We start from the raw sequence: 22841 nt of genomic DNA, 5'->3' as shown, positions 1-22841 counted from the left end.
ACCGGGATGCCCTCGGCTGACACCGGGCTGCACGTGGCCGTGACCGAGCACATCCAGGACGTCGGCACTGCCGCTCCGGCCCGCACGCTGATCGCGTACGCGGCCGGGTCCGGCGACGCCCGCGCCGAGACCGTCGCCGAGAACCTGCCGGAGGCCCTGTGGAAGCACCGGGACGACCTCGGGACCTCGGCGCCCGGGCCCCGGGCCGACTACGAGCGGGTCAACGACCCGCCCGGCCGGCGGGGCACCATGCCCAACGGCGACCCGATCGACGCGAACTCCACGTTCATGTCGATCCGCTCGTTCTACCGCGGCGATCCCGACTACGAACGGGTGTGGGCGCATGCGAACGGCGCCGCTTCCACCGTCCCGGTGGTCCGCTGCCACCGGTTCCGGATGCAGGCCGGCATCGCCGTGGCGATGGCCGACTACGGTTTCCCGTTCAACGAGTGACGGTGAGCTGATGACGATGAGCACGTGGCACGGCGCATCGGCCGCGTCCCGTGCCGCGCAACGGCGGGAGGCGGTCCCTTTGAGCTCACAAGGCTCCCTGGACGAGGCCGCCCGGGCGGAGTTCCAGCGATTCTTCGAACTGCACCACCGAGAACTGGCCCGGCTGGCGGCCCTGATGCTGGGGGACGCGGACGCCGCCGACGACCTGACCGCCGATGCGCTGGTGGCCGCGTGGCATCGGTGGGACCGGGTGCGCAACGCCGACCAGCCGCTGGCCTACGTACGGCGAATGGTCATCAACATGTGCAACAGCCGGATCCGGACCCTGATGCGCGAACGCGGCGGGCTGCACGTCCTGGAAGGCGGCGAGCGGGAGTCCCGCCAGGACCCGGACGTGGCGGCGATCGTCGATGTGCGGGCCGCGCTGCGGCGGCTGCCGCCCCGCAAACGCGCCTGCGTGGTGCTGCGGCTGGCCTTCGACCTGTCGGAACAGGAGACCGCCCGGGTGCTGGGCGTCTCCGTCGGGACGGTCAAGAGCCAGACCTCGCGCGGGGTGGCCGAACTGGTGCGGGCGCTGCGGGAGCGGCCCGAGGGCCCTGCGGCCGGCCTGCTGCGGGGAGGGGCGGCCGGCGGGCCGCTGGGAGAGGGTGCGTGATGCGAGCTCACGAAGGCCGCCGGGAGACGACCGAAGAGATATTGGCCCTGCTGCGGCAGCGGCTGCGCGACGAGGCCGACCGGTACGAGCCCGACCGGGAGCACATCTGGTCCCGGGTGGAGACGGCCATGCGCTCGCCCCGCGGGGCCTGGCCGCCGGCCGGGTCGCTGCGCCCGGACGGCCCGTGGGCCCGCCCGCTGCGGCGCTGGGCGGGCTGGAGCGGACTGCGGGTGGCCGCCACCGCGCTGGGCACCGCCGCGGTCGTCGGCATCGCCTCGCTGACCGCCCTGGCGCTGAACGACCGGACCGGCCCGCCCCTGACCGAACGAGGCGACCTGCCGCCGCAGTCACCCGCTCAGCACGCCTCCCCGCTCCCCACCCCCTCCACTGCTCCCGGCCACACCCCTTCTTCCCCGTCCTCCCCTCAAAGCGCCTCCCCCGCCGGGGACGAACCCTCCGGCGAGCAGATCGTGGAGGCCACCGGGACCTCAGGCCCGAACGGCACCCCCTACTGGGGCGAGAACAACCTGAAACTGCGGGTGCACCGTCCCCTGACCCGCCTGCGGGTCACCATCGAAGTCGTCCGCACGCCGCGGGTCAGGCCGACCGGCTCCTGGCTGTCGCTGGCCACCAGCGACTTCCGCATCAGCACGGATGTCACCGGCCGGGCCGTGGTCTACCGGTGGACGCTGCTGCCGGGCCGCACGGTGCGGCCGGGCACCTACACCTTCGCCGCCCAGTACGAGCGGGCCGCCGGCCACGACCCCGGCGAGGACACCTTCCAGGTCATCGCGGCCGACGGCACCAGGATCACCGGGCACTTCTGAGCCCGTCCGCAGGACACAGCGCCGCTGACGCTCCCGTCCTGGCCTCGGCGGAAAAGGCTTGGCAGCGCGCTGTCGGCGTTTTCGCCATGGTCGTCGTCTCTGGGAAGCGGTGCGCAGTCGGTGGGTATGAAAAGGCGTTCCAGACCGTTCAGCCTTGTCGGTCTGGTGCGCCGTCCGCCCAGTCGCTGGTCGTCCGGTGGCTCATCCCCGGCTGCGGGGAGGCTGGGGCGCTCGGTGAGGGGGACTGCGACGGCGGCGGGAGCGTGCCGCTCTCCCCGACGCTGGTCACCTCGCCGTTGCCGCCGTCGAAGACTACGTCCGAGCAGTTGTAGAAGGTCTCGTCGCTGTCGGAGCGCTGCCAGACCGAGTAGATGATGTGCCGGCCGGTCTTGTCCTCCGGCAGCTTGACGTTCCAGAGGTAATCGGAGTTCTCGCTGCCGGGGCCGCCGGCGCGGGGCAGGTCCTGCACCTTGTCGAACGGCTCGGGCTCCAGGCCGTCCCACGACAGCGGACGGCTGGGGGCCCAGGTGTCCTTGGTGATGTGGGAGCGGAACCAGCCGGGGTGGGCGGCCCACTTGTTGCAGCGGAACCGGATGGTGGCGCCGGCGGTCAGGTGGGTCACCGGCCGGTCGTCGCGGGCCAGGTCGAAGCCGCCGAAGTCGTAGATGGTGGCATTGGCGCCGCACAGCTCGCCGCCGGGGATGAAGCCCTTCATCCACCCGGCGCCGTCGGAGCGCAGCACGGCGAACCAGTTGTACAGGGAGTTGGTGCCGCTTTGGGTGACCACGGCCGCGCAGGCCGGGTTCTTGGGGACGATGTCGCCCTGCGGGGTCGGGCTGTCTTTCCAGCACAGGTGGATGCGGCTCCCGGCACCAGCATGGCGCCGTGCGCGGCGGCGGCACGGCCGGGTCGGCCGTCGCCTGCGAACAGGTCGGACGGGGCTTTCAGATCACCGTCTTCGAACGCGAGGCCCGCGGCATCTCCGCACCGGGCACCGGCAAGGGCGGCCGCCGGGCGAGCGCGGCTTTCGGCTTCTGCCGCCGTGTCCCCGGCACGGTGCCCGGCCGCCCTCGTGGTTCCGGGACCCGGCGATCACCTGGGGTCCGGGCCGGGGGCGGCGGAGCCGTAGCCGTGGGCGACCAGGCGTTCGGCCATCTGCGCGTAGGCCCGGGGGTCGGGGGGAACGGAGGTGCCCAGGCCGTCGACGTAGCGGTTGTACATGCAGAACGCGGCGGCGATCAGCACCGTGTCGTGGATCTCCACGTCGGTGGCGCCGGCGGCGCGGGCCGCGGCGATGTGCTCGGCGGTGACGTCCTTGCCGCTGCGCTGGACGGCGGCGGCGATGCGCAGCAGGGCTTTGAGCTTGTCGGAGATGGGGGCGGCATCCGGGTCGGCGTGGACCTGCTCGACCAGGGACATGCCGCCCTCCAGCTGGGCGGCGGCGCAGGCCGAGTGCGAGCCGGCGCAAAAGCGGCAGTCGTTCAGCGTGGACACATAGGCCGCGATCAGCTCGCGCTCCCCGCGGGCCAGCGGGCTCGGGCCGCGCAGCAGGGTCTCGGCCAGGGCGCTGAGCGCTCCGGCGGTCTCCGGCCGGAACCGCAGCAGCGAGGGCAGTCCGGGAATGCCGTCGTCCAGATCGATGTGCGCCACGAGACCACCTTTCGGGGACGACCGGAGCGCGGCCCGGGCCGCCGGCCGGGCCGACTGCCGCCACCATAACGCCGCCGCGGCGGTTTGATCATCTGAACGCCGGGCTTGCTCGTCTTGACGCCGGATGTGCCTTTTCAGGGTTTGCGGGCCACCCCGCCGAAGGTCATGACCTCCGGTGGTTCGCCCCACGGGTTGGGCTCGGGACGCCACCGGGTGCAGGAGACCACCCCCGGCTCGATCAGCTCCAGGCCGTCGAAGAAAGCGGTGATCTCGGCGCGGGTGCGGGCCTTGACCGGGTGCGGGGTGCCGGTCTCGTTCCAGGTGCGGACGGCGGTCTGGGTGGCCTCCACGTCCAGGCAGGCGTGCGACAGCGCCAGGTGGCTGCCCGGCGGCAGTGCGGCGACCAGTTCCCGCACGATGCGGTGGGCCTGGCCGTCGTCGGGGATGAGGTGCAGGACGGCCAGCATCATCAGCGCGATGGGCTCACCGAAGTCCAAGGTCTCGGCGGCCTGTTCCAAGATCGCGCCCGGGTCGCGCATGTCGGCGTCGATGTAGCTGGTCGCGCCCTCGGGGGTGCTGGTGAGCAGGGCGCGGGCGTGGGCCAGCACCAGCGGGTCGTTGTCGACGTAGACCACCCGGCACTCCGGCGCCACCCGCTGGGCGATCTCGTGGGTGTTGTCGGCGGTGGGCAGCCCGGTGCCGATGTCGAGGAACTGGCGGATGCCCCGCTCGCCCGCCAGGTGACGCACGCACCGCCCCAGGAACAGCCGGTCGCCGCGGGCCGCCGCGACGATCCCGGGAACCTGCCGGGCGACCGCCTCACCGGCCCGGCGGTCCACCTCGTAGTGGTCCTTGCCGCCCAGCCAGTAGTCCCAGACCCGGGCCGAGACCGGCCTGTCGATTTGCAGCCTGCCGGCCGGGCTCGCGGCGTCACGGCTCATGGAGATCCTCTCGAAAGTGATGGCACGGGATGTTACCGGCATCTTCCTCATGAGGGGTGAGGGTCGTCGCCGGCCGGTTCGGTGGTTCGGCCGGAGCGTGCCACGTTTTGGGGGGTGACCTGGGAGGCGGAGAAAAGGTGAAGGTGGGAAGGGTTTGCCGCGACGGTAATCGGTTTGTTCGATTCGCGGTGGAAATGTGGTCTCCCTACGCTGCTCACCCGTGAGCGAAGCAGTCGACTATGGACGGTTTGCGGAGCGGATGCGGCGGGCCGCTGAGCGGGGGCGGTCGGCGTTCTGGGAGTTGCTGCGCGATTTCCAGCGTGAATGGGGTTATCAGGACCCCGAGGGGCCGCCGCGCCGGTCGCGGCAGGCTGAAGAGGACGGCTTCGATGAGGACGATGCCGCTCGGGTGGATGTCTCTCTGCCGGTTCCGGAGGCGTTGAAAGAGTGGTGGGATCTGCCGTTCAACTCCTTCGTGCACTCGCCGAGGCTGTATTACACGCATCCGGAGTGGCCGCCCACGATCCGGCCCGACCCCACCGGGCAGGGCGTCAGTGACGCGCTGCCCGTCTGCAACCCGTTCGTCGGTCCTGGTGAGGACCGGCGGGTGTGCGTGTTCATGGCCGAGTACGAGTACTGCAACGAGTGGGGGTATCTGGCCGCCGAAGCCTGCCGCCCCGATCCCAGAGTGCTGGTCAGTACCGAGGACGGGTGGCTGCTGCAGGGCCGGTCGATCTCGGAGTTCTTCCTGCAACTGGCCGTTCAGCGGCTCTCGCACAACCACGGCTGGCGGCTGCCGCTGTACCCGAGCGAGGTCATCGAGCACCCGGGACTGCTGGAGCGGATCCGCGGCACCTACCCGGAGATGGGGCTGCTGCCCTGGCGGGAGCTGGGAGTCGACAGCGTCGCCTACGGGGCGCCGGACGCGATCATTCACGTCGGCCGGTGGGGCGTCGCGGATTACCCGGTGGTCATCTGCGCCCGCACCCGTGAGGCGCTGGTGCGGGTGGCGCGCACGCTGCGGATCGACGTGGTCGGCCCCTGGATCGAACCCCCTAGGCACGGTCCGGACAGTGATCAGGAGGGCGGGGTCGGGCCGGTGGCCCTCACCGAGGGGGATGTCGATGGGCTGGGCCGCTGGACGGTGATGGCGGTGCACCCGGCGGGGCCTGCCTCCTCGTTCACGTCCGGACAGGTCGTGTCGGCCACTGACGGGGACGGGACGGTCACGGTCACCGCGGATGCCGGTGGCCGGGTGCATGTGCGGCTCGGCGATGCTGAGCCGCAGGTCCGGAAACTGCACGAAGCCGAGGTGACCGCTGTCGCCTGCGTGCGTTCGGATGGTGGCCCGCTGGTGGTGACCGGCGATGCCGAGGGAACCGTCCGCCTATGGGAGCCGCCCGGCCAGCCGCCGGAGCAGCCGCTCACCGGCCGTAAAGAGGCCGTGTGCGCGCTGGCCGCGGCGGTGCTGCCGACCGGGCCGGCGGTCGCCGCCGCCTGGGGCGACGGTCTGGTCCGGCTGCGCGACGTCCGCTCAGGGGTGGACACCGACCTGTGGCTGGGCACCGGCATCACCGGCCTGGAACTGGGGTCGGACGGGGAACTGCAGGTCAGGGCGGGCAATGGCACCACCGTGCTGCGGCTGGACTCAGAGCGGCTGTGGCCGCACCGCAAGATCCGGCTGCGGCTGAACGAGATCGACTGGGCGTCCTTGCGCCACGCCATGGGCGGGGCCGGGGACATCCCCGGCCTGATCATGAAAGTGGCCACGCCGCGCACCGGCGACCTGGGCGAGGGCATCGACGGCTTGAAAGAGGCGCTGCTCAGATGGGGCGAGGCGTACTCGGCGACCTCGGCCGCCGTGCCGTTCCTGGTGGAGCTGGCCTGCGGCCGTCCCCACGGGGCCCGCGAGGACCTGTTCGTCATCCTGTCGCGGATCAGCCGGGCGCACGAGGAGATCGACGACGAGCGGATGCGCTCCCTGGCCCTGGAAGGGCGGGCGGCGGTCGAAGCCCAAATCCCGGCCCTGGTGGCGGCGCTTGGTGGTTCTGATCCGGTGGTTCGGCATGGGGCGGCCTTTGTGCTGGCCGATTTTCCTGAGCGTGCCCTAGAGCTGGTGCCGGTGTTGCAGGCGCGGTATGCCGTGGAGACCGATCCGGTGACGGCCGCTGCGCTGGTGCTGGCCGTCGGTGACTTGACCAAGGAGCGCCGGGATGCGCCGCTGGAGTGGCTGCGCGGTCTGCTCGCCGATGCTCCCTGCCGGGAGGTGCGGGCCGCCGCGGCGGTGGCGCTGCTGTGGTGCGGCGTCCCAGAGCTCCCCGACGGGCTCGTCCAAGCCCTGAGGGAAGAACTGGCCGCCTCCGAATCGGCGCTGGAGGAAGTGCTGTGGCTGTGGGAGGGCGACCGCCATGAGGGGTTGCTGCAGCCCCTGGACGACCACCCCGGCGAGCTGATCGAACTGATCGGCTCCCTGCTGGAGAGCGCCGACCGCGACACCGGCCCGCGGCTGGTGGAGCGGGCCGGGGAGGTGATGCGGACCTGGCGGGCGGCGCCGCGGCGGCTGCTGCCCCCGCTGGCCGGGCTGCTGGACCATGAGGACGAGACCGTCGCCCGCTACGCCTTCGAGGAGATCAAGCGCTGCGGCCCCGCCGCCGCCCGGGTGGCCGACGCCCTGGCGGCGATGCTGCGGGAGCGGCGGCACCGGGACCGGTCGGACGTGGTGCAGGTGCTGGGCTCCCTCGGCGACGCCCGCTGCCTGCCGCAGCTCATCGACGCCCTGCCCAAGGCCCCGGGGCTGTACTACACGGAGGACATGGTGGCGGGCATGGCCGAGCACGCCGATGAGCTGATACCGGCACTGCGTCCCCTTTTGGCCGCTCATGCGCCCGGTTCACGCAGGCTGGCCATCGGGGTCGGCCGTTGGGGGGTGCGGGCCGCGCCGCTGGTGCCGGAGCTGACCGGCCTGCTGGAGGGCGATGGGGCCGGAGAGGAGGCGGCGTTCGCGCTGGGCGCCATCGGTGAGGCCGCCGCCGAGGCCGTCCCGGTGTTGCGTCGTCTGCTGCGTGAGGGCTCCTCGGAAGGTGAGCGTCGGGAGGCGGCGTGGGCGCTGTGGCGGATCACCGGGGATGGTGCGGAAGCGCTGGAGGTGCTGGCCGATGCGTTCCGGCCGAGCCTGTCGGTGGAGGTCGCCGAACGGCTGCTCGACCTGGGGAGTGCGGCCGCTCCGGCCGTGCCGCTGTTGCGTCCGCTGCTGCAGGAGGCAGCGGATGAGGAGTCGGCCACCGCGGCGGCCTGCGTGATCCACCGGATCACCGGGGAGGCAGACCTGCTGCCCCGCGTGATCGAGGCGGTCGCCGCCACCCCGCTGGGCATGCTCGCCGTCCGCGCCCTCGACGGCCCCGGGGCCGCCGCCGCGGTGCCGCGACTGCGGGAGATCATCGACTCTGCGCGGGTCCTGGCCGATGGCCGATGGGCCGTCTCCCAGGACCTGGCCTACCGGGCTCTCGCCGCCGAGGCCCTGGCCCGCATCACCGCCTCCGCGTCCTGACGGCGTGTGCGCCGGGCGGCCCGCCCCGCTCACCACGGGCCGCCCGGCCCCGCACCGCCTTGCCGGAGAACGCAAGGGGGCGGGAAGTCAGCCGCGTCCGCTCCGGCCGCCGGCGAGCACCACCGCGCCGAGCCCGCTGAGCAGCGCGCCCAGGCCGGTCACCAGCGAGGTCAGCCGCCACGCCTGGTAGGACGACAGCAGCCCGGCCCGCAGCATTTCCCCCATGAACGCGGTCTGCTGCAGGTTTGCCAGCTTCTCATCGCCCTTGCCGGCGGCCATCTCCGCGCTGATCTGCGCATAGGTGCGCCCGCCGGTGGCCTGCTGCAGATGGATCTTGATCAGTTCGCTGTAGGCCCGCGCCTGCGGCCCCGTCTCGACGCGCCGCCCGGCCAGCGCCGCCAGGCGGTCGGGCAGGCCCTCCTCCCAGGGGAAGGTGATCTGCTGGGCCGCCAGCTCGTCGCGGATCTGCCTTCTGCCGCGAACACCCTCGACGATCATGACGGGGCCGGCGCCGAGCAGAGCGGCGCCGACGACGCCGCGCAGAAGATCGCGCAGAGGACGTCCGGAACGGTGGATGCCGCGCATGTGCGATGTCTCTTTCGCCGGGAGGTTCTGACTGGCCGCGCCCGGCACCGGCCCGAAGCGGCCGGTGGCTGGGCGGCCATGGCACCGTGACCAAGCCTGTCGCACCGGCGTGCCGCCGGGGACGGGACTTAGGTCCCTCAGTACCGGTCCGTTCGGCACACATCGCCCGCCGCATGGACGGTGTCCCTCCCCGGCGGCCGTGATCGCCGGACGGTGCCGGGCACCGGGTCGTCCCGGATGGATGCACGACCGCGTGGGAGAGACGGATCTCTTCGACTCCGAAATGACCGTGGCGTAACCGGTTTGTCTGATTCGCGGTGGAAATGCGGTCGTCCCTACGCTGCTGCCGTGGGCGAGGTGATCGATTACGGGCGATTTGCGGAGCGGATGCGGCGGGCCGCCGAGCGGGGGCGGTCGGCGTTCTGGGAGTTGCTGCGCGATTTCCAGCGCGAATGGGGTTATCAGGACCCCGAGGGGCCGCCGCGCCGGTCGCGGCGGGCCGAGGACGAGTTCGATGAGGACGGCTTCGAAGAGGATGACTTCGATGAGGACGACGCCGCCCGGGTGGACGTCTCCCTGCCGGTCCCGGAGGCGTTGAAAGAGTGGTGGGATCTGCCGTTCAACTCGTTCGTCCACTCGCCGGAGCTGTATTACACGCATCCGGAGTGGCCGCCCACGATCCGGCCCGACCCCACCGGATACGGCTCTGGCGGCGCGCTGCCCGTCCGCAACCCGTTCGTCGGTCCCGATGAGGACCGGCGGGTGTGCGTGTTCATGGCCGAGTACGAGTACTGCAACGAGTGGGGGTACCTGGCCGCCGAAGCCGGCCGGCCCGATCCCAGAGTGCTGGTCAGCATCGAGGACGACTGGGTGCTGCAGGCCCGGTCGATCTCGGAGTTCTTCCTGCAGCTGGCCGTCGAACGCATCCCTTACCGCCACGGCTGGCGGCTGTGCCTGGGACTCCACGAGGTCGTCGAACACCCGGGATTGCTGGACCGGCTCCGCGCCACCTACCCGGAGATGGGGCTGCTGCCCTGGCGGGAGCTGGGAGTCGACAGCCTCGCCTACGGGGCACCGGACGCGATCATCTATCACGCCCGCGGCGAGGGCGCGGACTTCCCGCTGATGATCTGCGCCCGCGCCCGTGAGGCGCTGCTGCGGGTGGCGCGCACGCTGCGGATCGACGTGGTCGGCTACGCGATCGAATCCCCCGAGCACGGGCCGGACAGCGGCCAAGAAGCCGATATCGGGCCGGTGGCGCTCGTCGAAGGCGATGCCGATGGGTTGGGCCGCTGGACGGTGACCGCGGTGCACCCGGCGGAGCCCGCTTCCTCGTTCGCCGAGCCGTCCGGACAGGTCGTGTCGGCCACTGACCGGGACGGGACGATCACGGTCACCGCAGATGCCGGCGGCCGGGTGCATGTGCGGCTCGACGGTGCCGAGCCGCAGGTCCGGAAACTGCACGAAGCCGAGGTGACCGCCGTCGCCTGCGTGCGTCCGGACGGCGGCCCGCTGGTGGTGACCGGGGACGCCGAGGGAACCGTTCGCCTGTGGGAGCCGCCCGGCCAGCCGCCGAAACGCCCTTTCGCCCACGGTGAGGGGGCGGTGTGCGCGCTGGCGGCGGCGGTGCTGCCGACCGGGCCGGCGGTCGCCGCCGCCTGGACCGACGGGCAGGTCCGAGTACAGGATGTGCGCTCGGGGGTGAGCGCGGACTTTTGGCTGGGCACCGGCATCACCGGCCTGGAGCTGCGCCCGGAAGACGAGCTGCGGGTAAAAGCAGGCAACGGCACCACCGTGCTGCGGCTGGACCCGGAGCGGCTGTGGCCGCACCGCAAGATCCGGCTGCGGCTGAACGAGATCGACTGGGCGTCCTTGCGGCACGCCAGGGGCAGCGCCCGCGACATCCCAGATGTGATCATGAAGGTGGCCACACCCCGCGGCGGCGAGGTGGGGGAGGGCCTGAACGAGCTGGAAGCCAGGCTGCTTCGTGAGGACGCGGTGTACCCGGCGACCTCGGCCGCCGTGCCGTTCCTGGTGGAGCTGGCCTGCAACCGGCCACTGGGGGATCCTGAGCGGCTGTTCCGCCTGCTGTCGCGGATCAGCCGGGCGCACGAGGAGATCGACGACGAGCGGATGCGCTCCCTGGCCCTGGAAGGGCGGGCGGCGGTCGAGGCCCAGATCCCCGTCCTGGTGGCGGCGCTCGGCAGTTCCGACCCGGTGGTTCGTCACGGGGCGGCCTTCGTGTTGGCCGACTTCCCCGAGCGCGCCTTGGAGCTGGTACCGGTGCTGCAGGCGCGGTATGCCGCGGAGACCGACCCGGTGACGGCCGCTGCGCTGGTGCTGGCCATCGGTGACCTGACCGAGGAACGCCGGGACGCGCCGCTGGAGTGGCTGCGCGGCCTGCTCGCCGACGCCCCCTGCCGGGAGGTGCGGGCCGCCGCGGCGGTGGCGCTGCTGTGGTGCGGCGTCCCGGAGTTCTCCGGTGAGCTCGCCCGAGCCGTCGAAGAGGAACTGACCGCCGCTGAACCGGCGCTGCGAGAGACGTTCTGGGTCTTGGAGTACGGCTTCACCGACCTGCTGCTGGGGGCCATGGGCGACCACCCCGGCGAGCTGATCGAGTTGATCGGCTCCCTGCTGGAGAGCGCCGAGCACGACGTCCCCGCCTGGCAGGTGCGGCGGGCCGGGAAGGTGATGCGGACCTGGCGGGCGGCGCCGCAACGGCTGCTGCCCCTGCTGGCCGGCCTGCTGAACGGGGAAAGGGAGTCCACCGGCCGGGCCGCCCTGGAGGAGATCGAGTGGTGCGGTCCCGCCGCCGCCCAGGTGGCCGACGCCCTGGTGGCGCTGCTGGACAGCCCTCAGCTTTGGCGGTCGCGCGGTGCGCTGGAGGTGCTGGCCCGGCTCGGCGACGCCCGCTGCCTGCCGCAGCTCACCCGTGAGCTGGCCGCAGACCGGATGCTGTTCTATCTGGAGGACATGGTGGGAGGCATGGCCGAGCACGCCGATGAACTGGTGCCGGTGTTGCGTCCCATCCTGTCCGCCGCCCACGGCGACGTCCCGGCCGGGCTGGTCACCGGGGTCGGCCGCTGGGGAGTGCGGGCCGCGCCGCTGGTGCCGGAACTGACCGGCCTGCTGGAGGACGATGGGGCCAGAAAGGAGGCGGCGTCCGCGCTGGGCGCCATCGGCGAGGCCGCCGCCGGGGCCGTCCCGGTGCTGCGCCGCTGTCTGCACCAAAGCCGCGCTGAGGAGGAGCGTCAGGAGGCGGCGTGGGCGCTGTGGCGGATCACCGGGGACGGCGCGGAGGCGCTGGAGGTGCTGGCCGATGCGCTCCGGCCGAGCCTGTCGGTGGAGATTGCCGAACGGCTGCTCGACCTGGGGCGGGCGGCCGCCCCGGCCGTCCCGCTGCTGCGTCCGCTGCTGGAGGAGGCACCGGATGAGGAGTCGGCCACCGCGGCGGCCTGCGTGATCCACCACGCCACCGGTGACACCGCAGTGCTGCCGCGGGTGATCGAAGCGGTGGAGACGACGGCCGCCACCCCGCTGGGCATGCTCGCCGTCCGCGCTCTCAACGGTCCCGGGGCCGCCGCCGCGGTGCCGCGACTGCGGGAGATCATCGACTCTGCGCGGGTCCTGGCCCATCCTGACGACCGCGAGGCCATTCCCCGTGACCTGGCCTACCGGGCCCTCGCCGCCGAGGCCCTGGCCCGCATCACCGACTCCCCGTCCTGAACCCCGGGACACCCGGTACGGGCGGGGTGCCGCTCTCGGCCGGACCGCACCGGACGCCCGGTGCCATGGACGGCGAGCGGCCCGGCCGGGAGCGGCGCACGACACCCACCACCCTCTCCCGCCGCTCCCGGCCGGGGCACGGGGAACTGAAGCGCGGCGGCTTTCCGACATAAGGGCGCTCCGGCAGGCCCGGAGCGGGGAACATGCCGGCGGCTCCTGCGCGCCACCGCGCCCTTCAGGGCGCTTCCGCCCGCAGCCGCCGGGCGCCCGTTGTGAAAACGACGCAGGCCCGGCCGCGGGAATCCCGGACCGGGCCGGGTCGCCGGCCGAAGCGGCGACCGGGTTCGCCGTGCGGGCTCGGGTCAGTCCTCTTCGTCGCCGAAGATCCCCTCCACGGCCTCTTCTATGATCTCGCCGGCGATCATGCCGCCGACGAACCCGGCGGCGCCGGCGGCGACCGCCGCGCCCAGGCCCGGCCCGTGGTGGCCGTGACCGCCGTGGTGACCGTGGTGGCCGTACGGGTCGTGCCCGTAAGGGGCGTGCCCGTAAGGAGCGGGCCCGGCCGGGCCGAAGTGGGCGCCGTGGTGCTCGGCCACGGCGTCCAGCCACCGGGAGATCTCGGCGGCCCAGTCGATGCTCATGGCCTCCTGGTGGCTCACCTGGAAGCGGCCCAGGACGTCGCCGCCGGGGGTGAACAGGCCGCCGCGCTTGTCGGCCTCCAGCACCACCGCCAGCGAGGCCGGGTCGGCGACGAAGGTCAGCTCCACCTCGTTGATCCGGCCCTGGTGGGAGGGCGGCGGGTAGAACTCGATCTCCTGGTAGAACGGCAGCTGCTGGTGCAGCCCGGAGATGTGGCCGTACTCGACGTCGGCGCTCTTGAAGCCGAAGCCCAGCTGCGCGAAGGCGTCCAGCACCCGCTCCTGGGAGGGCAGCGGGACGATCGAGACCGGGTCCAGGTCGCCCTTGTCGACGGCCTTGGCGACCGCCAGCTCGGTGCGCACCCCCATGGCCATGCCGTGCAGGTGCTGCCCGTACACCTCGGTGATCGGGGTCTCCCACGGGATGGCGAGCTGGAACGGCACGGCGCGGTCCTGGCCCTTGGGCAGCCGGAACGGCCCCGACACGTCCACCCGGTGGAACTCCATGCCCCCGGCGCCCTCATGGTCGCCGACCTCGACCTCCACCCGGGTGACCAGCGCCAGGGTGATCCGCTGGATCTCCACGTCGTAGTCGGCCGCCTTGATGCGCACCTCGCCGGACAGGTACTCGCCCGGCCGGCAGTGCGTGGACGCCAGCACCGTGTCCACCGAGGGGCCGCCCACCCCGAACGTGCCCAGAACCCGTTTGAATACCACGTCTCACCCTCTCTTCCGGTGACTTTCCACAAAACTACTACAGTGGTAGTAGATCGAGTTCGAGAACGCCCCAGGCGGCGGGCGTTTCCCGCCGCCTGAGGATTCCCCCCGAAAGTCAGGGACGGTTCGTGCCGTTCGCTCGATGCGGCGGAACCGCACCGGTCCGTAAAGTCGCGCCACCCGTCAACGAGGACCGGACATCACATGATCGAGCTGCAGAACCTGACCAAGCGCTATGGGACCGCCACGGCCGTGGACGATCTGTCCCTGACGATCACCGGAGGCAAGGTCACCGGCTTCCTCGGCCCCAACGGCGCGGGGAAGACCACCACGATGCGGATGATCCTGGGGCTGGACGTGCCCACCTCCGGAAGAGCCCTGATCGACGGCAGGCCCTACCGCCGGCTGCGGCACCCGCTGCGGCGGGTCGGCGCGCTGCTGGACGCCAGGGCGGTGCATCCGGGCCGCAGCGCCCGCCACCACCTGCCGGCCATGGCCCGCAGCAACGGCATTCCCGCCCGCCGGGTGGAGGAGGTGCCGGCCAGGTCGGTCTCGGCGCGGTGGCCGACCGGCGCATCGGGGAGTTCTCCCTGGGCATGACCCAGCGCCTGGGCGTGGCGGGCGCGCTGCTGGGCGACCCGGAGATCTTGATGTTCGACGAGCCGGTGAACGGCCTGGACGCCGACGGGGTGCGCTGGATCCGCGGCCCGATGAGACGGCTGGCCGGCGAGGGACGCACGGTGTTCGTCTCCAGCCACCTGATGAGCGAGATGCAGATCACCGCCGACCATCTGGTGATCATCGGCCGAGGCCGGCTGATCGCGGATGCCCCGCTGGACGAACTGATCGCGCGCAGCGCGCACACCGCGGTCAAGGTCCGCAGCCCCGACCCGCAGGGCCTGCGGCGGCTGCGCGAGGAGCCGGCGGCCCGCGGGGTGGACGTCCGCACCGGCGGCCCGGGCGGGCTGCCGGCCGTCGGCGCGCAGGCCGCGCAGGTCGGCGACCTGGCCCACCGGCTGGGCGTCCGGCTGCACGAACTGAGCCAGGACGGGGCGTCCCTGGAACAGGTCTACCTGGAGCTGACCGGCGACAGCGTCGAGTTCGCCGACGCCGAGAGCCCGGCCCGGCGAAAGGAGCGGGTGGCGCGATGACGACCTGGAACCTGTCGACGCAGCACCCGCTCATCGGCGCGGTGGCCGCGGAGTGGACGAAGCTGTGGACGGTGCGGTCGACCCGGTGGCTGGTCTGCGGCAGCGTCCTGCTGATGGCGGCGCCGGCCCCATCGGCCGGCCTCACCCTCGCCAACAACAACGAGGCCGACGGCCTGCACACCCTCTACAAGCCCGGCGACGTCGCGGGCGGCACCGCCTTCTACATGGTGCAGCTCATGGTCGCCGCGTTGGCGATGCTGATGATGACGGCCGAATACGGCACCGGCAGCATCCGCTCCACCCTGCAGTGGGTGCCCGACCGGGGCCGATTGCTGCTGGCCAAGAGCGTGGTGATCGGCGCGGTGACCCTCGTCATGGGGTTTGTCATCGCGGTCGTCGGGGTGCTGCCGGCGGACCTGCCGCTGGGGCGGTACAGCGACGTGCAGCCGGGCCGGGTGGCCTGCCAGGTGGCGGCGATCGCCGTGTACATCTGCCTGTCCAGCGTGTTCACGGTCTACCTCGCGACACTCATCCGCAGCGCTCCGGCCACCTTGACCACGGCGTTCCTCGTCATGGCCGTTCCGGCGGTCATGCAGGCCTCCGGCATCCCGCCGCTGGTGTGGACCTCGCAGTACACGCCCGCCATCGGCGGCCGGAACTTCATCATGATCGACACCGGTCCGTATCCCGCGCCGGTCGGGTCGGCGGTCCAGCTCGCCTGGGTGGTGGGCGGGTTCTTCGCGGCCAGGCTGGTGCTCGACAGGCGCGATGCCTGAGGCCGGTCAGCCGCCCTGCGTCCCGGACGCCGGATGCTCCGCCGACAGCACGTCCTTGGATGCGAGCCGGCCGTCTTTGAAGCACAGGCGGTACACCACGTCCCGGGCCGGCACGTTGCCCGAGGAGCGGTAGTACTCGCAGCGCGCCCCGGACGGCACGGGCGGTTCCCGCACGCCGGGCGGGCGTTCCGGGTACTGCCGTGACGGCAGCCGGGAGGCGATCTCGGCGCGCCGCTGCCCGACCCGGAGCGCGGCATAGTCGTCCGGCTCAAGGAGCGAGGCGAGCGTCTGCCAGATGAACAACCCGATGACCGCCGCGGCCATGCCGAGGCCGAGCAGCGTCGGCACGGCGATGGCGATGACCAGGCTCCGCCGCACCCCGCGTTCCATGCGGTGACGCTGGTGGGCCGACTCCAGCTCCGGTTCGGCCGCACCGGGGTCGCCCGAGGCCGGGGCGAGGGCCGCGTCGGGGTCGAGCGGCAACCGCGCCGACACTTCGAACCCGCCCTCCCCGGTGGGGGCCGCGTGCATCGTCCCGCCGGTCAGCCGGGCCCGTTCCCGCAGCCCCACCAGGCCGTTGCCGCCCGTGCCGCGGCCGGCGGGCGGGGCGTGCACCGGCGGTCCGTTGACCACGGCGACCTCGACGTGCCCGGAGCGGACGCCGATCCGGACCTGAACCGGGGCGCCCGGGGCGTGCTTGGCGGCGTTCGTCAGCGACTCCTGGACGACCCGGTACACCGCGCGCTCCACCAGCGGGGGAAGCCCGGGGAGGTCCTCCCACCGGGGCGGCTTCACATCCATCCCGGAGCCGCGCGCCCGCTCCACCAGCTCCTGGACGCTCTCCCCGGCCGGCTGGACCTCGGTGCCCTCGCGCAGCACGCCGATGGTCTCGTGCAGCCGCCGCACCGCGGCGTCGGCGCGGGAGCGCAGCTCGGCCGCCAGGGCGCGGTGCCTTTCCCCCAGCGACCGGTCGACTTCCAGGGCGCCGGCGAGCAGCGCGATCAGGCTCGGCTCATGGCCGAGGGAGTCGTGCATGTCACCGGCGATGCGCGCCCGCTCCCGCAGCCTGGCCTGCTCGGCCAGGATCCGCCGCTCGCGCTCCAGCCGTTCGGCCCGTTCCCAGCCGCTGACGACCAGCTTCCGGTGCCGGCGGCGGTAGCGGCCCAGCAGTCAGGGCAGCACGCCGAAGAACAGCAGGTACATCGTCAGCGTGAACCAGGCGACCGCGGCCGGCGGGGCGAGCGCCGCCGATGCGGTGAGCGCCGTGGCCGACGCCGCGAAAAGCAGCAGGGCGGCGCACGTCCCGGGCGACCGCCTCCCCATGAGGTAGCACGTCACACCGGTGATCAGGATGAAGGGGGCGTTCTGCGGGGAGGTCGATCCGGCGTCGGAGACATCGCCCAGCGCCCACAGCGGGACGGTGAGGACGACCGAGACGGCGGGCACCCGGCGGCTCATGAAGACCGCCGCCGCCGGCACCGCCGAGACGGCGGCGACGCGGCCGAGCGCCCCGGCGCCGATCGGCGGATACAGCTCACCCGCCACGGCGGGCGCCGTCAGCGCCGCCCACAGGCCCGCGTCACCCCCGGCGCCGGGCACGGCATCGCGATCGGCACGCGCCGAGGCCCAGACCGCCTTGCGCACACGGCCGGTCCAGCGCCCCATGGGATCACCGTAGCCACGCCGCAGGACGGGCAGGACTGACGGAAGTCACCTCCAAGACCTTCCGAAAGACATGGCCGCCGGCGGGTGCTTTCGGGGACGAGGGGATGAAGCCTTCCCGATGAACCGTTTTCAACACGTGGTCTCGGGCGCCGGAGACGGGAGCCCCGATGGTGTCCGAGGTCGTGACGTCGCAGGGCACGGCATCGTCCCTGATTGCCAGGCCCCCGCATGCGACCTGTGGAAACGTCGTGTTGAAAAAGGTTCAATGCTCGGCGTCACAGGGATCGTGAAGACCTGAAGCGGCGGTGCCGGATTGCACGAAGACGCCCGAATCAGCGTTCGACCAGTCCCGCCTCGTAGGCGAGGATGGCCGCCTGCACGCGGTTTTCGACGTTCAGCCGCTGCAGGATCGTGCTCACATAACCCTTCACCGTGCCTTCGACAAGGTGCAGCCGGGCGGCGATCTCCGCATTGGACAGGCCCTGGCCGAGCAGGCCCAGCACATCGCGCTCCCGGCCGGTGAGCCGTGCCACCCGTTCCCTCGCCCGGGCGGCCCGGGATATCCGGTCGTTCGGCATCTGCGATATCACGTATTTGGCCACCCAGGGCGACAGGTAGGCCGCCCCGCCGGCGACCGCCCGCACCGCCGAGATCAGCTCCCGCGGGCCGCTCGTCTTCAACAGGAACCCGCTGGCCCCTCCAGTGAGCGCGCGCTGGATGTAGGAGCTCTCCCCGAAGGTCGTCAAGATGATGACGGCGGTCTCCGGCACGATCCGGCGGATTTCCGAAGCGGCGGCGAGACCGTCGAGACCGGGCATGCGCACATCGAGCAACGCCACATCGGGACGCACCCGCCGGGCCTGCTCCACGGCCTGCGCCCCGTCCGCCGCCTCGGCGACGACCTCGATCCCCTCGTCGGAACCGAGGATCGCGTTGACCCCGACCCGAACAATCGGCTCATCATCGGCCAAAAGCGCCCGGATCACACGCGGCATGCTACTGAATTTCAGTGGGCCGGGATCGTCGATGCCTCATAGAGCCGCATATCGGTGGTGCGGGAAATTCATGGCCGGAGTTCCCTGAAGAAGGCGCGGATATCGGCGGCCATGAGATCGGGGGCCTCCAGCGCCGCGAAATGGCCGCCGCGCTCGTACTCGGTCCAGCGCACCACGTTGTGCACCCGCTCGGCCAGTGGCCGCACGGAGTAGTCGGTGGGGAACACCGCGACGCCGGTGGGTACCGTGCCGCGCGTGCGCGGCGCCCGCATGGCCGGGTCGTTGAAGCGCTCGTAGTAGGTGTGGGCGGCGGAGCCGGCCGTGCCGGTGAACCAGTAGATGCTCACGTCGGTGAGGATCCGGTCCCGGTCCACCGCGTCCTCGGGGAGTTCGGCGGCCGGGTCGGTCCAGTCCTTGAACCTCTCCACGATCCAGGCGAGCTGGCCGACCGGGCTGTCGTGCAGCGCGGCCGCGATGGTCTGCGGCCGGGTGCCCTGCAGTTGCATGTAGGCGCCCAGCTCCCGCTGCCAGCGCCGCATCCCCTCCAGCCGCGCCCGTTCGGCGTCGGTCAGCGCCGCCATGACCTCCGTGTCGCCGTCGGGGAAGGTGAGCAGCCCGTTGACGTGCACGCCGATCACGTTGTCCGGCGCGATGCGGCCCATCAGCGGCGCGATGAACGCGCCGACGTCGCCGCCCTGCACGCCGTAGCGGTCATAGCCCAGGCGGGCCATCAGCCGCACCAGCGCCGCGGCGGTGCGGGTGTCGTTCCAGCCGGTGCCGGGCAGCGGGCCGGAGAAGCCGTACCCGGGCAGTGACGGGATCACCAGGTGGAAGGCGTCACGGGCGGCGCCGCCGTGCGCCGCCGGGTCGGTGAGCGGGCCGATCAGGTCCCAGAACTCCACGATCGAGCCGGGCCAGCCGTGCAGCAGCATCAGCGGGACGGCGTCGGGCTCGGGCGAGCGCACATGCACGAAGTGGATGTTCGCCCCGTCGATCACGGTGGTGTGGTGCGGGAAGCGGTTGAGCGATGCCTCCTGGAGCCGCCAGTCGAAGCCCTCGGCCCAGTGCTCGGCGAGATCACGCAGGTAGTCGGCGGGCACGCCGCGTTCCCAGCCGGTGCCGGGCAGCTGCGGGGCCCAGCGGGTGCGGCGCAGCCGGTGGCGCAGGTCATCCAGGTCGGCCTGAGGGATGTGGACGCGGTAGGGCCGGACCGGCACAGCGGGGTGCGTGTTCCTCATGTCCGCGACGCTATCGGGGAATGGTGACAGCTTCTGGCACTGATTGCGGCCACAATGGGGAACCGTGCTGGAGACTTCGGCGCGGTTGCTGCGCCTGCTGTCGCTGCTGCAGTCACGGGCCGACTGGACCGGCGCCGAGCTGGCCGAACGCCTGCAGGTCGGATTGCGCACCGTGCGCCGCGACATCGACCGGCTGCGCGAACTGGGCTACCCCGTGGACTCCACCCCGGGCGTCGCCGGCGGGTACCGGCTGGGCGTCGGTGCCGCTCTGCCGCCGCTGCTGCTGGACGACGAGGAGGCGGTGGCGGTGGCGATCAGCCTGCGCACCGCCGCGACCGGCAGCGTCGCCGGCCTGGAGGAGGCCGCGCTGCGGGCGCTGGCCAAGGTCCAGCAGGTGCTGCCGTCCCGGCTGCGTCACCGGGTGGCCGCCTTCCATGCGGCCGTGCCGCTGACCGGTGCGGCCACCGGCGGCGTGGACGCCGACCTGCTGACCGCGATCGCCGCGGCCTGCCGCGACCGCCGCCGCATCCGCCTGCGCTACCGCTCCCGCACCGCCTCCACCCGCGAGGTCGAGCCCTACCGGCTGGTCCACACCCCGCGCCGCTGGTACCTGCTCGCCTACGACCTGGGCCGGGACGACTGGCGCACCTTCCGGGTCGACCGCATCGAAGAACTCCTCGGCCCGCCCGGCGCCCGCTTCGCCCCGCGCCCCCTGCCCCAGGAGGACACCGCCGCCTACGTCTCCCACTCCATCAGCACCGCCCCCTACGCCTACCAGGCCCGCATCCTCTTCCACGCCCCCTTGGAAGAGGTCGCCCCCCGCACCTCACCGACGGCCGGCCGCCTGGAGGCGGTGGGCGCCGGCCGCTGCCTGTTCCACGTCGGCTCCAATTCGCTGCAGGAACTCGCCGTCCACGTCGCCGCCAAGGGCTTCGACTTCGAGGTGCTCGACCCCCCGGAACTGATCCCCGTCCTGCACGACCTGAGCGACCGCCTGCGCAAGGCCGCCCAGGCCGCCACCGGGCCCGGCCGGCCGCCCGGGGACTGATGGGCGCGCACCGCGAGCGGCTCCTCGGCCTCGGCCGGCGGCCGCTGGAGGTGCTGTCGCGCCCGGCCGACGAGGTGCGGGGACGGACCGACGCGGCGGCCGTCGCGGTCATCACCTTGTGTGTGGCCGGCCTGCCCACCGCCGCGTTCCGGCGTGCCCTCACCGCCCGGGCGCCTCCTGGCCGGTCCCATCACCCCGAAAGCGGTCCCATGGGTTGGGCGATCAGAACACCGGTCCCGACGGGTGGGACGAGGCGGTGGCGCTGGACCAGCCGCTCCAATTCGGGGAAGACGCCGCCGAGGACGAAGGATTGCCGCCGCGCTCCCACCGTCCGCCCTCGGGCCGGTCGCGTGCGCGGGTGGAGGCGGGTGGCCCGTTCCGGGACGAGGCCGGACCCCGCTCTCTCCGTTACGGGCACATCAGCGTGGATCTGCCCATCGTCACCTTCGTCTCATGGCCGGTGACCGCGGTGAAAACCCACCCGTGGATGTGAGAATTCCTCGCGTTCCCGGTCGACGGGAAGAGATGAACGGCAGAACTTCGAAAACCGGACACGACAAAAGCCCCGAGTCTGTGACTCGCGCAGACTCAGGGCTTTCCTGGTGTCCGAGGGGGGACTTGAACCCCCATGCCCTGTGAAGGGCACTAGCACCTCAAGCTAGCGCGTCTGCCTATTCCGCCACCCGGACTCGAGCACACGCGCACCAGCGCGCGTCGGCGTGCCAACGATATCAAACGCGCCGACTCGCGGCGAAGTCGATCGAGGGACACATGCACCCGCGGTGAGGCCGATCAAAGAGACGCACGGATTCGCGACCAGGTCGATCGGGGGGCACGATGGGCGGGGTAGGAGGCGAGGGCCGTCAAGGCAACAGGTCAAGGAGGGGCCCGGTGGCTGAGCGCATCGGCGCGCACGAGGGAGCAGAGGAAGAGGTCGTCCGGCTCTGCCAGGAGCTGATCAGGATCGACACCAGCAACCCGGGAGATCACTCCGGCCCGGGGGAGCGGGCCGCGGCCGAGTACGTGGCCGAGAAATTGGCCGAAGTCGGCCTGGAGCCGGTGGTGCTGGAATCGCACCCCAAGCGGACCAGCGTCATCGCCCGGATCGAAGGAGAGGACCCCGGCCGGGACGCGCTGCTGCTGCACGGCCACCTGGACGTGGTGCCGGCGCGGGCCGAGGACTGGACGCACCACCCCTTCAGCGGGGAGATCGCCGACGGGTGCGTGTGGGGCCGCGGCGCGGTCGACATGAAGGACATGGACGCCATGATGCTGGCGGTCGTCCGGCAGCGGATGCGCGAGGGCCGCAGGCCGCCGCGGGATGTGGTGGTGGCGTTCCTGGCCGACGAGGAGGCCGGCGGCACGTGGGGCGCCCAGTGGCTGGTGGACGAGCATCCGGAGCTGTTCGAAGGGTGCACCGAGGCGGTCGGCGAGGTCGGCGGGTTCAGCCTGACGGTCCCCGGGGACCGGCGGATGTACCTGATCGAGGCGGCCGAAAAAGGCATCGCCTGGATGCGGCTGAAAGCCGCCGGGACGGCCGGGCACGGCTCGATGGTGCACCCCGACAACGCGGTCACCGCGGTGGCGGCGGCGGTGGCCCGGCTGGGCTCCCACCGCTTCCCGGTCCGGCTGACCAAGACGGTGCGGGCGTTCCTGGAACGGGCCTGCCAGGCCTACGGCGTGGAGTTCGACCCCGACGACCCGGAAAAGTGCCTGACGCAGATCGGCCCGCTGGCCCGCATGATCGGGGCGACCCTCCGCAACACGGTCAACCCGACCGTGCTGGAGGCCGGCTACAAGGTCAACGTCATCCCCCAGGAGGCGACCGCGCAGGTGGACGGGCGGTTCCTGCCGGGGCACGAGGAGGAGTTCTTCGCGACCGTGGACGAGCTGCTCGGGCCGCAGGTCACCCGGGAGTTCATCCACCACGACCGGGCCGTCGAGACCGACTATGAAGGCGCCCTGGTGGCCGCCATGGAGGAGGCGCTGACCGCCGAGGACCCGGGGGCGCTGCCGGTCCCCTACTGCCTGTCGGGCGGCACCGACGCCAAGGCGTTCGCCCGCCTGGGAATGCGCTGCTTCGGTTTCGCCCCGCTGCGGCTGCCGCCGGAGCTGGACTTCTCCGGAATGTTCCACGGCGTGGACGAGCGGGTGCCGCTGGACGGCCTGCGTTTCGGGGTGCGGGTCCTCGACCGTTTCCTGGACCGGGCCTGAGGGGCACCGCCCGGC

At 72.4% G+C, this 22841-nt stretch carries 19 protein-coding genes, 1 tRNA gene and 1 pseudogene; 11 read left to right on the top strand and 10 right to left on the bottom strand.

Going from position 1 to position 22841, the window contains the following annotated elements; translation table 11 throughout:
* The first annotated feature begins 6 nt into the window (after positions 1 to 6).
* The 3 genes from TCUR_RS22455 to TCUR_RS22445 all read left to right on the top strand — a co-directional run bounded on the left by TCUR_RS22455 (position 7) and on the right by TCUR_RS22445 (position 1935).
* Positions 7 to 453 carry a glycoside hydrolase family 48 protein gene (locus TCUR_RS22455; RefSeq protein WP_041440262.1) on the top strand — a complete coding sequence of 149 codons (447 nt, stop codon included), beginning with the start codon at positions 7 to 9 and terminating at the stop codon, positions 451 to 453.
* Positions 454 to 532: 79 nt separating this feature from the next.
* Positions 533 to 1108, top strand: coding sequence for a SigE family RNA polymerase sigma factor (locus TCUR_RS22450; RefSeq protein ID WP_012854872.1), 576 nt, complete (start codon positions 533 to 535; stop codon positions 1106 to 1108).
* Entirely contained in the window at positions 1108 to 1935 is an 828-nt protein-coding gene (locus tag TCUR_RS22445; protein ID WP_012854871.1) for a hypothetical protein, read from the top strand. The genes TCUR_RS22450 and TCUR_RS22445 overlap by 1 nt, the downstream gene beginning before the upstream one ends.
* Before the next feature lie 148 nt (positions 1936 to 2083).
* Here the strand turns inward: TCUR_RS22445 and TCUR_RS22440 are convergent, their stop codons facing one another.
* The 3 genes from TCUR_RS22440 to TCUR_RS22430 form a co-directional block, all read right to left on the bottom strand.
* Positions 2084 to 2752, bottom strand: coding sequence for a lytic polysaccharide monooxygenase auxiliary activity family 9 protein (locus TCUR_RS22440; protein ID WP_245537106.1), 669 nt, complete (start codon positions 2750 to 2752; stop codon positions 2084 to 2086).
* A gap of 275 nt (positions 2753 to 3027) precedes the next feature.
* Positions 3028 to 3585, bottom strand: coding sequence for a carboxymuconolactone decarboxylase family protein (locus tag TCUR_RS22435; protein ID WP_012854869.1), 558 nt, complete (start codon positions 3583 to 3585; stop codon positions 3028 to 3030).
* A 134-nt stretch (positions 3586 to 3719) separates the two neighbouring features.
* Positions 3720 to 4526 carry an SAM-dependent methyltransferase gene (locus TCUR_RS22430; RefSeq protein WP_012854868.1) on the bottom strand — a complete coding sequence of 269 codons (807 nt, stop codon included), beginning with the start codon at positions 4524 to 4526 and terminating at the stop codon, positions 3720 to 3722.
* A gap of 220 nt (positions 4527 to 4746) precedes the next feature.
* Between TCUR_RS22430 and TCUR_RS22425 the strand changes: the two genes are divergently transcribed.
* Positions 4747 to 8073 carry a HEAT repeat domain-containing protein gene (locus TCUR_RS22425; protein ID WP_148233089.1) on the top strand — a complete coding sequence of 1109 codons (3327 nt, stop codon included), beginning with the start codon at positions 4747 to 4749 and terminating at the stop codon, positions 8071 to 8073.
* Between the two features lie 87 nt (positions 8074 to 8160).
* On the opposite strand, the gene TCUR_RS22420 is transcribed toward TCUR_RS22425, so the two are convergent.
* Positions 8161 to 8658 carry a hypothetical protein gene (locus TCUR_RS22420; RefSeq protein ID WP_012854866.1) on the bottom strand — a complete coding sequence of 166 codons (498 nt, stop codon included), beginning with the start codon at positions 8656 to 8658 and terminating at the stop codon, positions 8161 to 8163.
* 348 nt (positions 8659 to 9006) lie between these two features.
* Here TCUR_RS22420 and TCUR_RS22415 point away from each other — a divergent pair, with 348 nt between their 5' ends.
* The gene (locus TCUR_RS22415) at positions 9007 to 12384 is read left to right on the top strand and encodes a HEAT repeat domain-containing protein (RefSeq protein WP_012854865.1); all 3378 of its coding nucleotides are present in this window, start codon (positions 9007 to 9009) and stop codon (positions 12382 to 12384) included.
* 362 nt (positions 12385 to 12746) lie between these two features.
* Here the strand turns inward: TCUR_RS22415 and TCUR_RS22410 are convergent, their stop codons facing one another.
* Entirely contained in the window at positions 12747 to 13739 is a 993-nt protein-coding gene (locus tag TCUR_RS22410; RefSeq protein WP_012854863.1) for a sporulation protein, read from the bottom strand.
* 204 nt (positions 13740 to 13943) lie between these two features.
* Here TCUR_RS22410 and TCUR_RS22405 point away from each other — a divergent pair.
* Positions 13944 to 14890, top strand: a pseudogene (locus TCUR_RS22405) (ATP-binding cassette domain-containing protein).
* Entirely contained in the window at positions 14887 to 15666 is a 780-nt protein-coding gene (locus TCUR_RS22400; RefSeq protein WP_012854862.1) for an ABC transporter permease, read from the top strand. Before TCUR_RS22405 ends, TCUR_RS22400 begins: the two are co-directional and overlap by 4 nt.
* 6 nt (positions 15667 to 15672) lie before the next feature.
* Here TCUR_RS22400 and TCUR_RS22395 read toward each other — a convergent pair whose 3' ends face one another.
* Complete coding sequence (locus TCUR_RS22395) at positions 15673 to 16701, bottom strand: sensor histidine kinase (protein WP_052305592.1); 1029 nt, start codon at positions 16699 to 16701, stop codon at positions 15673 to 15675.
* Here TCUR_RS22395 and TCUR_RS28455 point away from each other — a divergent pair.
* Complete coding sequence (locus TCUR_RS28455) at positions 16700 to 16825, top strand: hypothetical protein (RefSeq protein WP_281055048.1); 126 nt, start codon at positions 16700 to 16702, stop codon at positions 16823 to 16825. The two genes, TCUR_RS22395 and TCUR_RS28455, sit on opposite strands and share 2 nt — an antisense overlap.
* Before the next feature lie 11 nt (positions 16826 to 16836).
* On the opposite strand, the gene TCUR_RS25190 is transcribed toward TCUR_RS28455, so the two are convergent.
* From TCUR_RS25190 to TCUR_RS22385, 3 genes are all read right to left on the bottom strand, one after another.
* Positions 16837 to 17331, bottom strand: coding sequence for a hypothetical protein (locus TCUR_RS25190; protein ID WP_052305591.1), 495 nt, complete (start codon positions 17329 to 17331; stop codon positions 16837 to 16839).
* A 332-nt stretch (positions 17332 to 17663) separates the two neighbouring features.
* A complete protein-coding gene (locus tag TCUR_RS22390) occupies positions 17664 to 18317 on the bottom strand; it encodes a response regulator transcription factor (RefSeq protein WP_041442751.1) in 654 nt (217 codons plus the stop codon).
* Between the two features lie 77 nt (positions 18318 to 18394).
* Positions 18395 to 19564, bottom strand: a complete 1170-nt coding sequence (locus TCUR_RS22385) for an epoxide hydrolase family protein (protein WP_012854859.1) — start codon at positions 19562 to 19564, stop codon at positions 18395 to 18397.
* Positions 19565 to 19628: 64 nt separating this feature from the next.
* Here TCUR_RS22385 and TCUR_RS22380 point away from each other — a divergent pair, with 64 nt between their 5' ends.
* A complete protein-coding gene (locus TCUR_RS22380; protein ID WP_012854858.1) occupies positions 19629 to 20612 on the top strand; it encodes a helix-turn-helix transcriptional regulator in 984 nt (327 codons plus the stop codon).
* Between the two features lie 214 nt (positions 20613 to 20826).
* Positions 20827 to 21105, top strand: a complete 279-nt coding sequence (locus TCUR_RS27225; protein ID WP_012854857.1) for a hypothetical protein — start codon at positions 20827 to 20829, stop codon at positions 21103 to 21105.
* Positions 21106 to 21212: 107 nt separating this feature from the next.
* On the opposite strand, the gene TCUR_RS22370 is transcribed toward TCUR_RS27225, so the two are convergent.
* A tRNA-Leu gene (locus tag TCUR_RS22370) sits at positions 21213 to 21301 on the bottom strand.
* 202 nt (positions 21302 to 21503) lie between these two features.
* Between TCUR_RS22370 and TCUR_RS22365 the strand changes: the two genes are divergently transcribed.
* A complete protein-coding gene (locus TCUR_RS22365; RefSeq protein ID WP_012854856.1) occupies positions 21504 to 22826 on the top strand; it encodes a M20/M25/M40 family metallo-hydrolase in 1323 nt (440 codons plus the stop codon).
* Positions 22827 to 22841 lie beyond the last annotated feature (15 nt).

The organism is Thermomonospora curvata DSM 43183 (genome assembly GCF_000024385.1).
Classification (GTDB): Bacteria; Actinomycetota; Actinomycetes; order Streptosporangiales; family Streptosporangiaceae; genus Thermomonospora; species Thermomonospora curvata.
The sequence above is the reverse complement of the archived record's forward strand: the minus strand, read 5'-3'. Positions and strand labels throughout refer to the sequence as shown.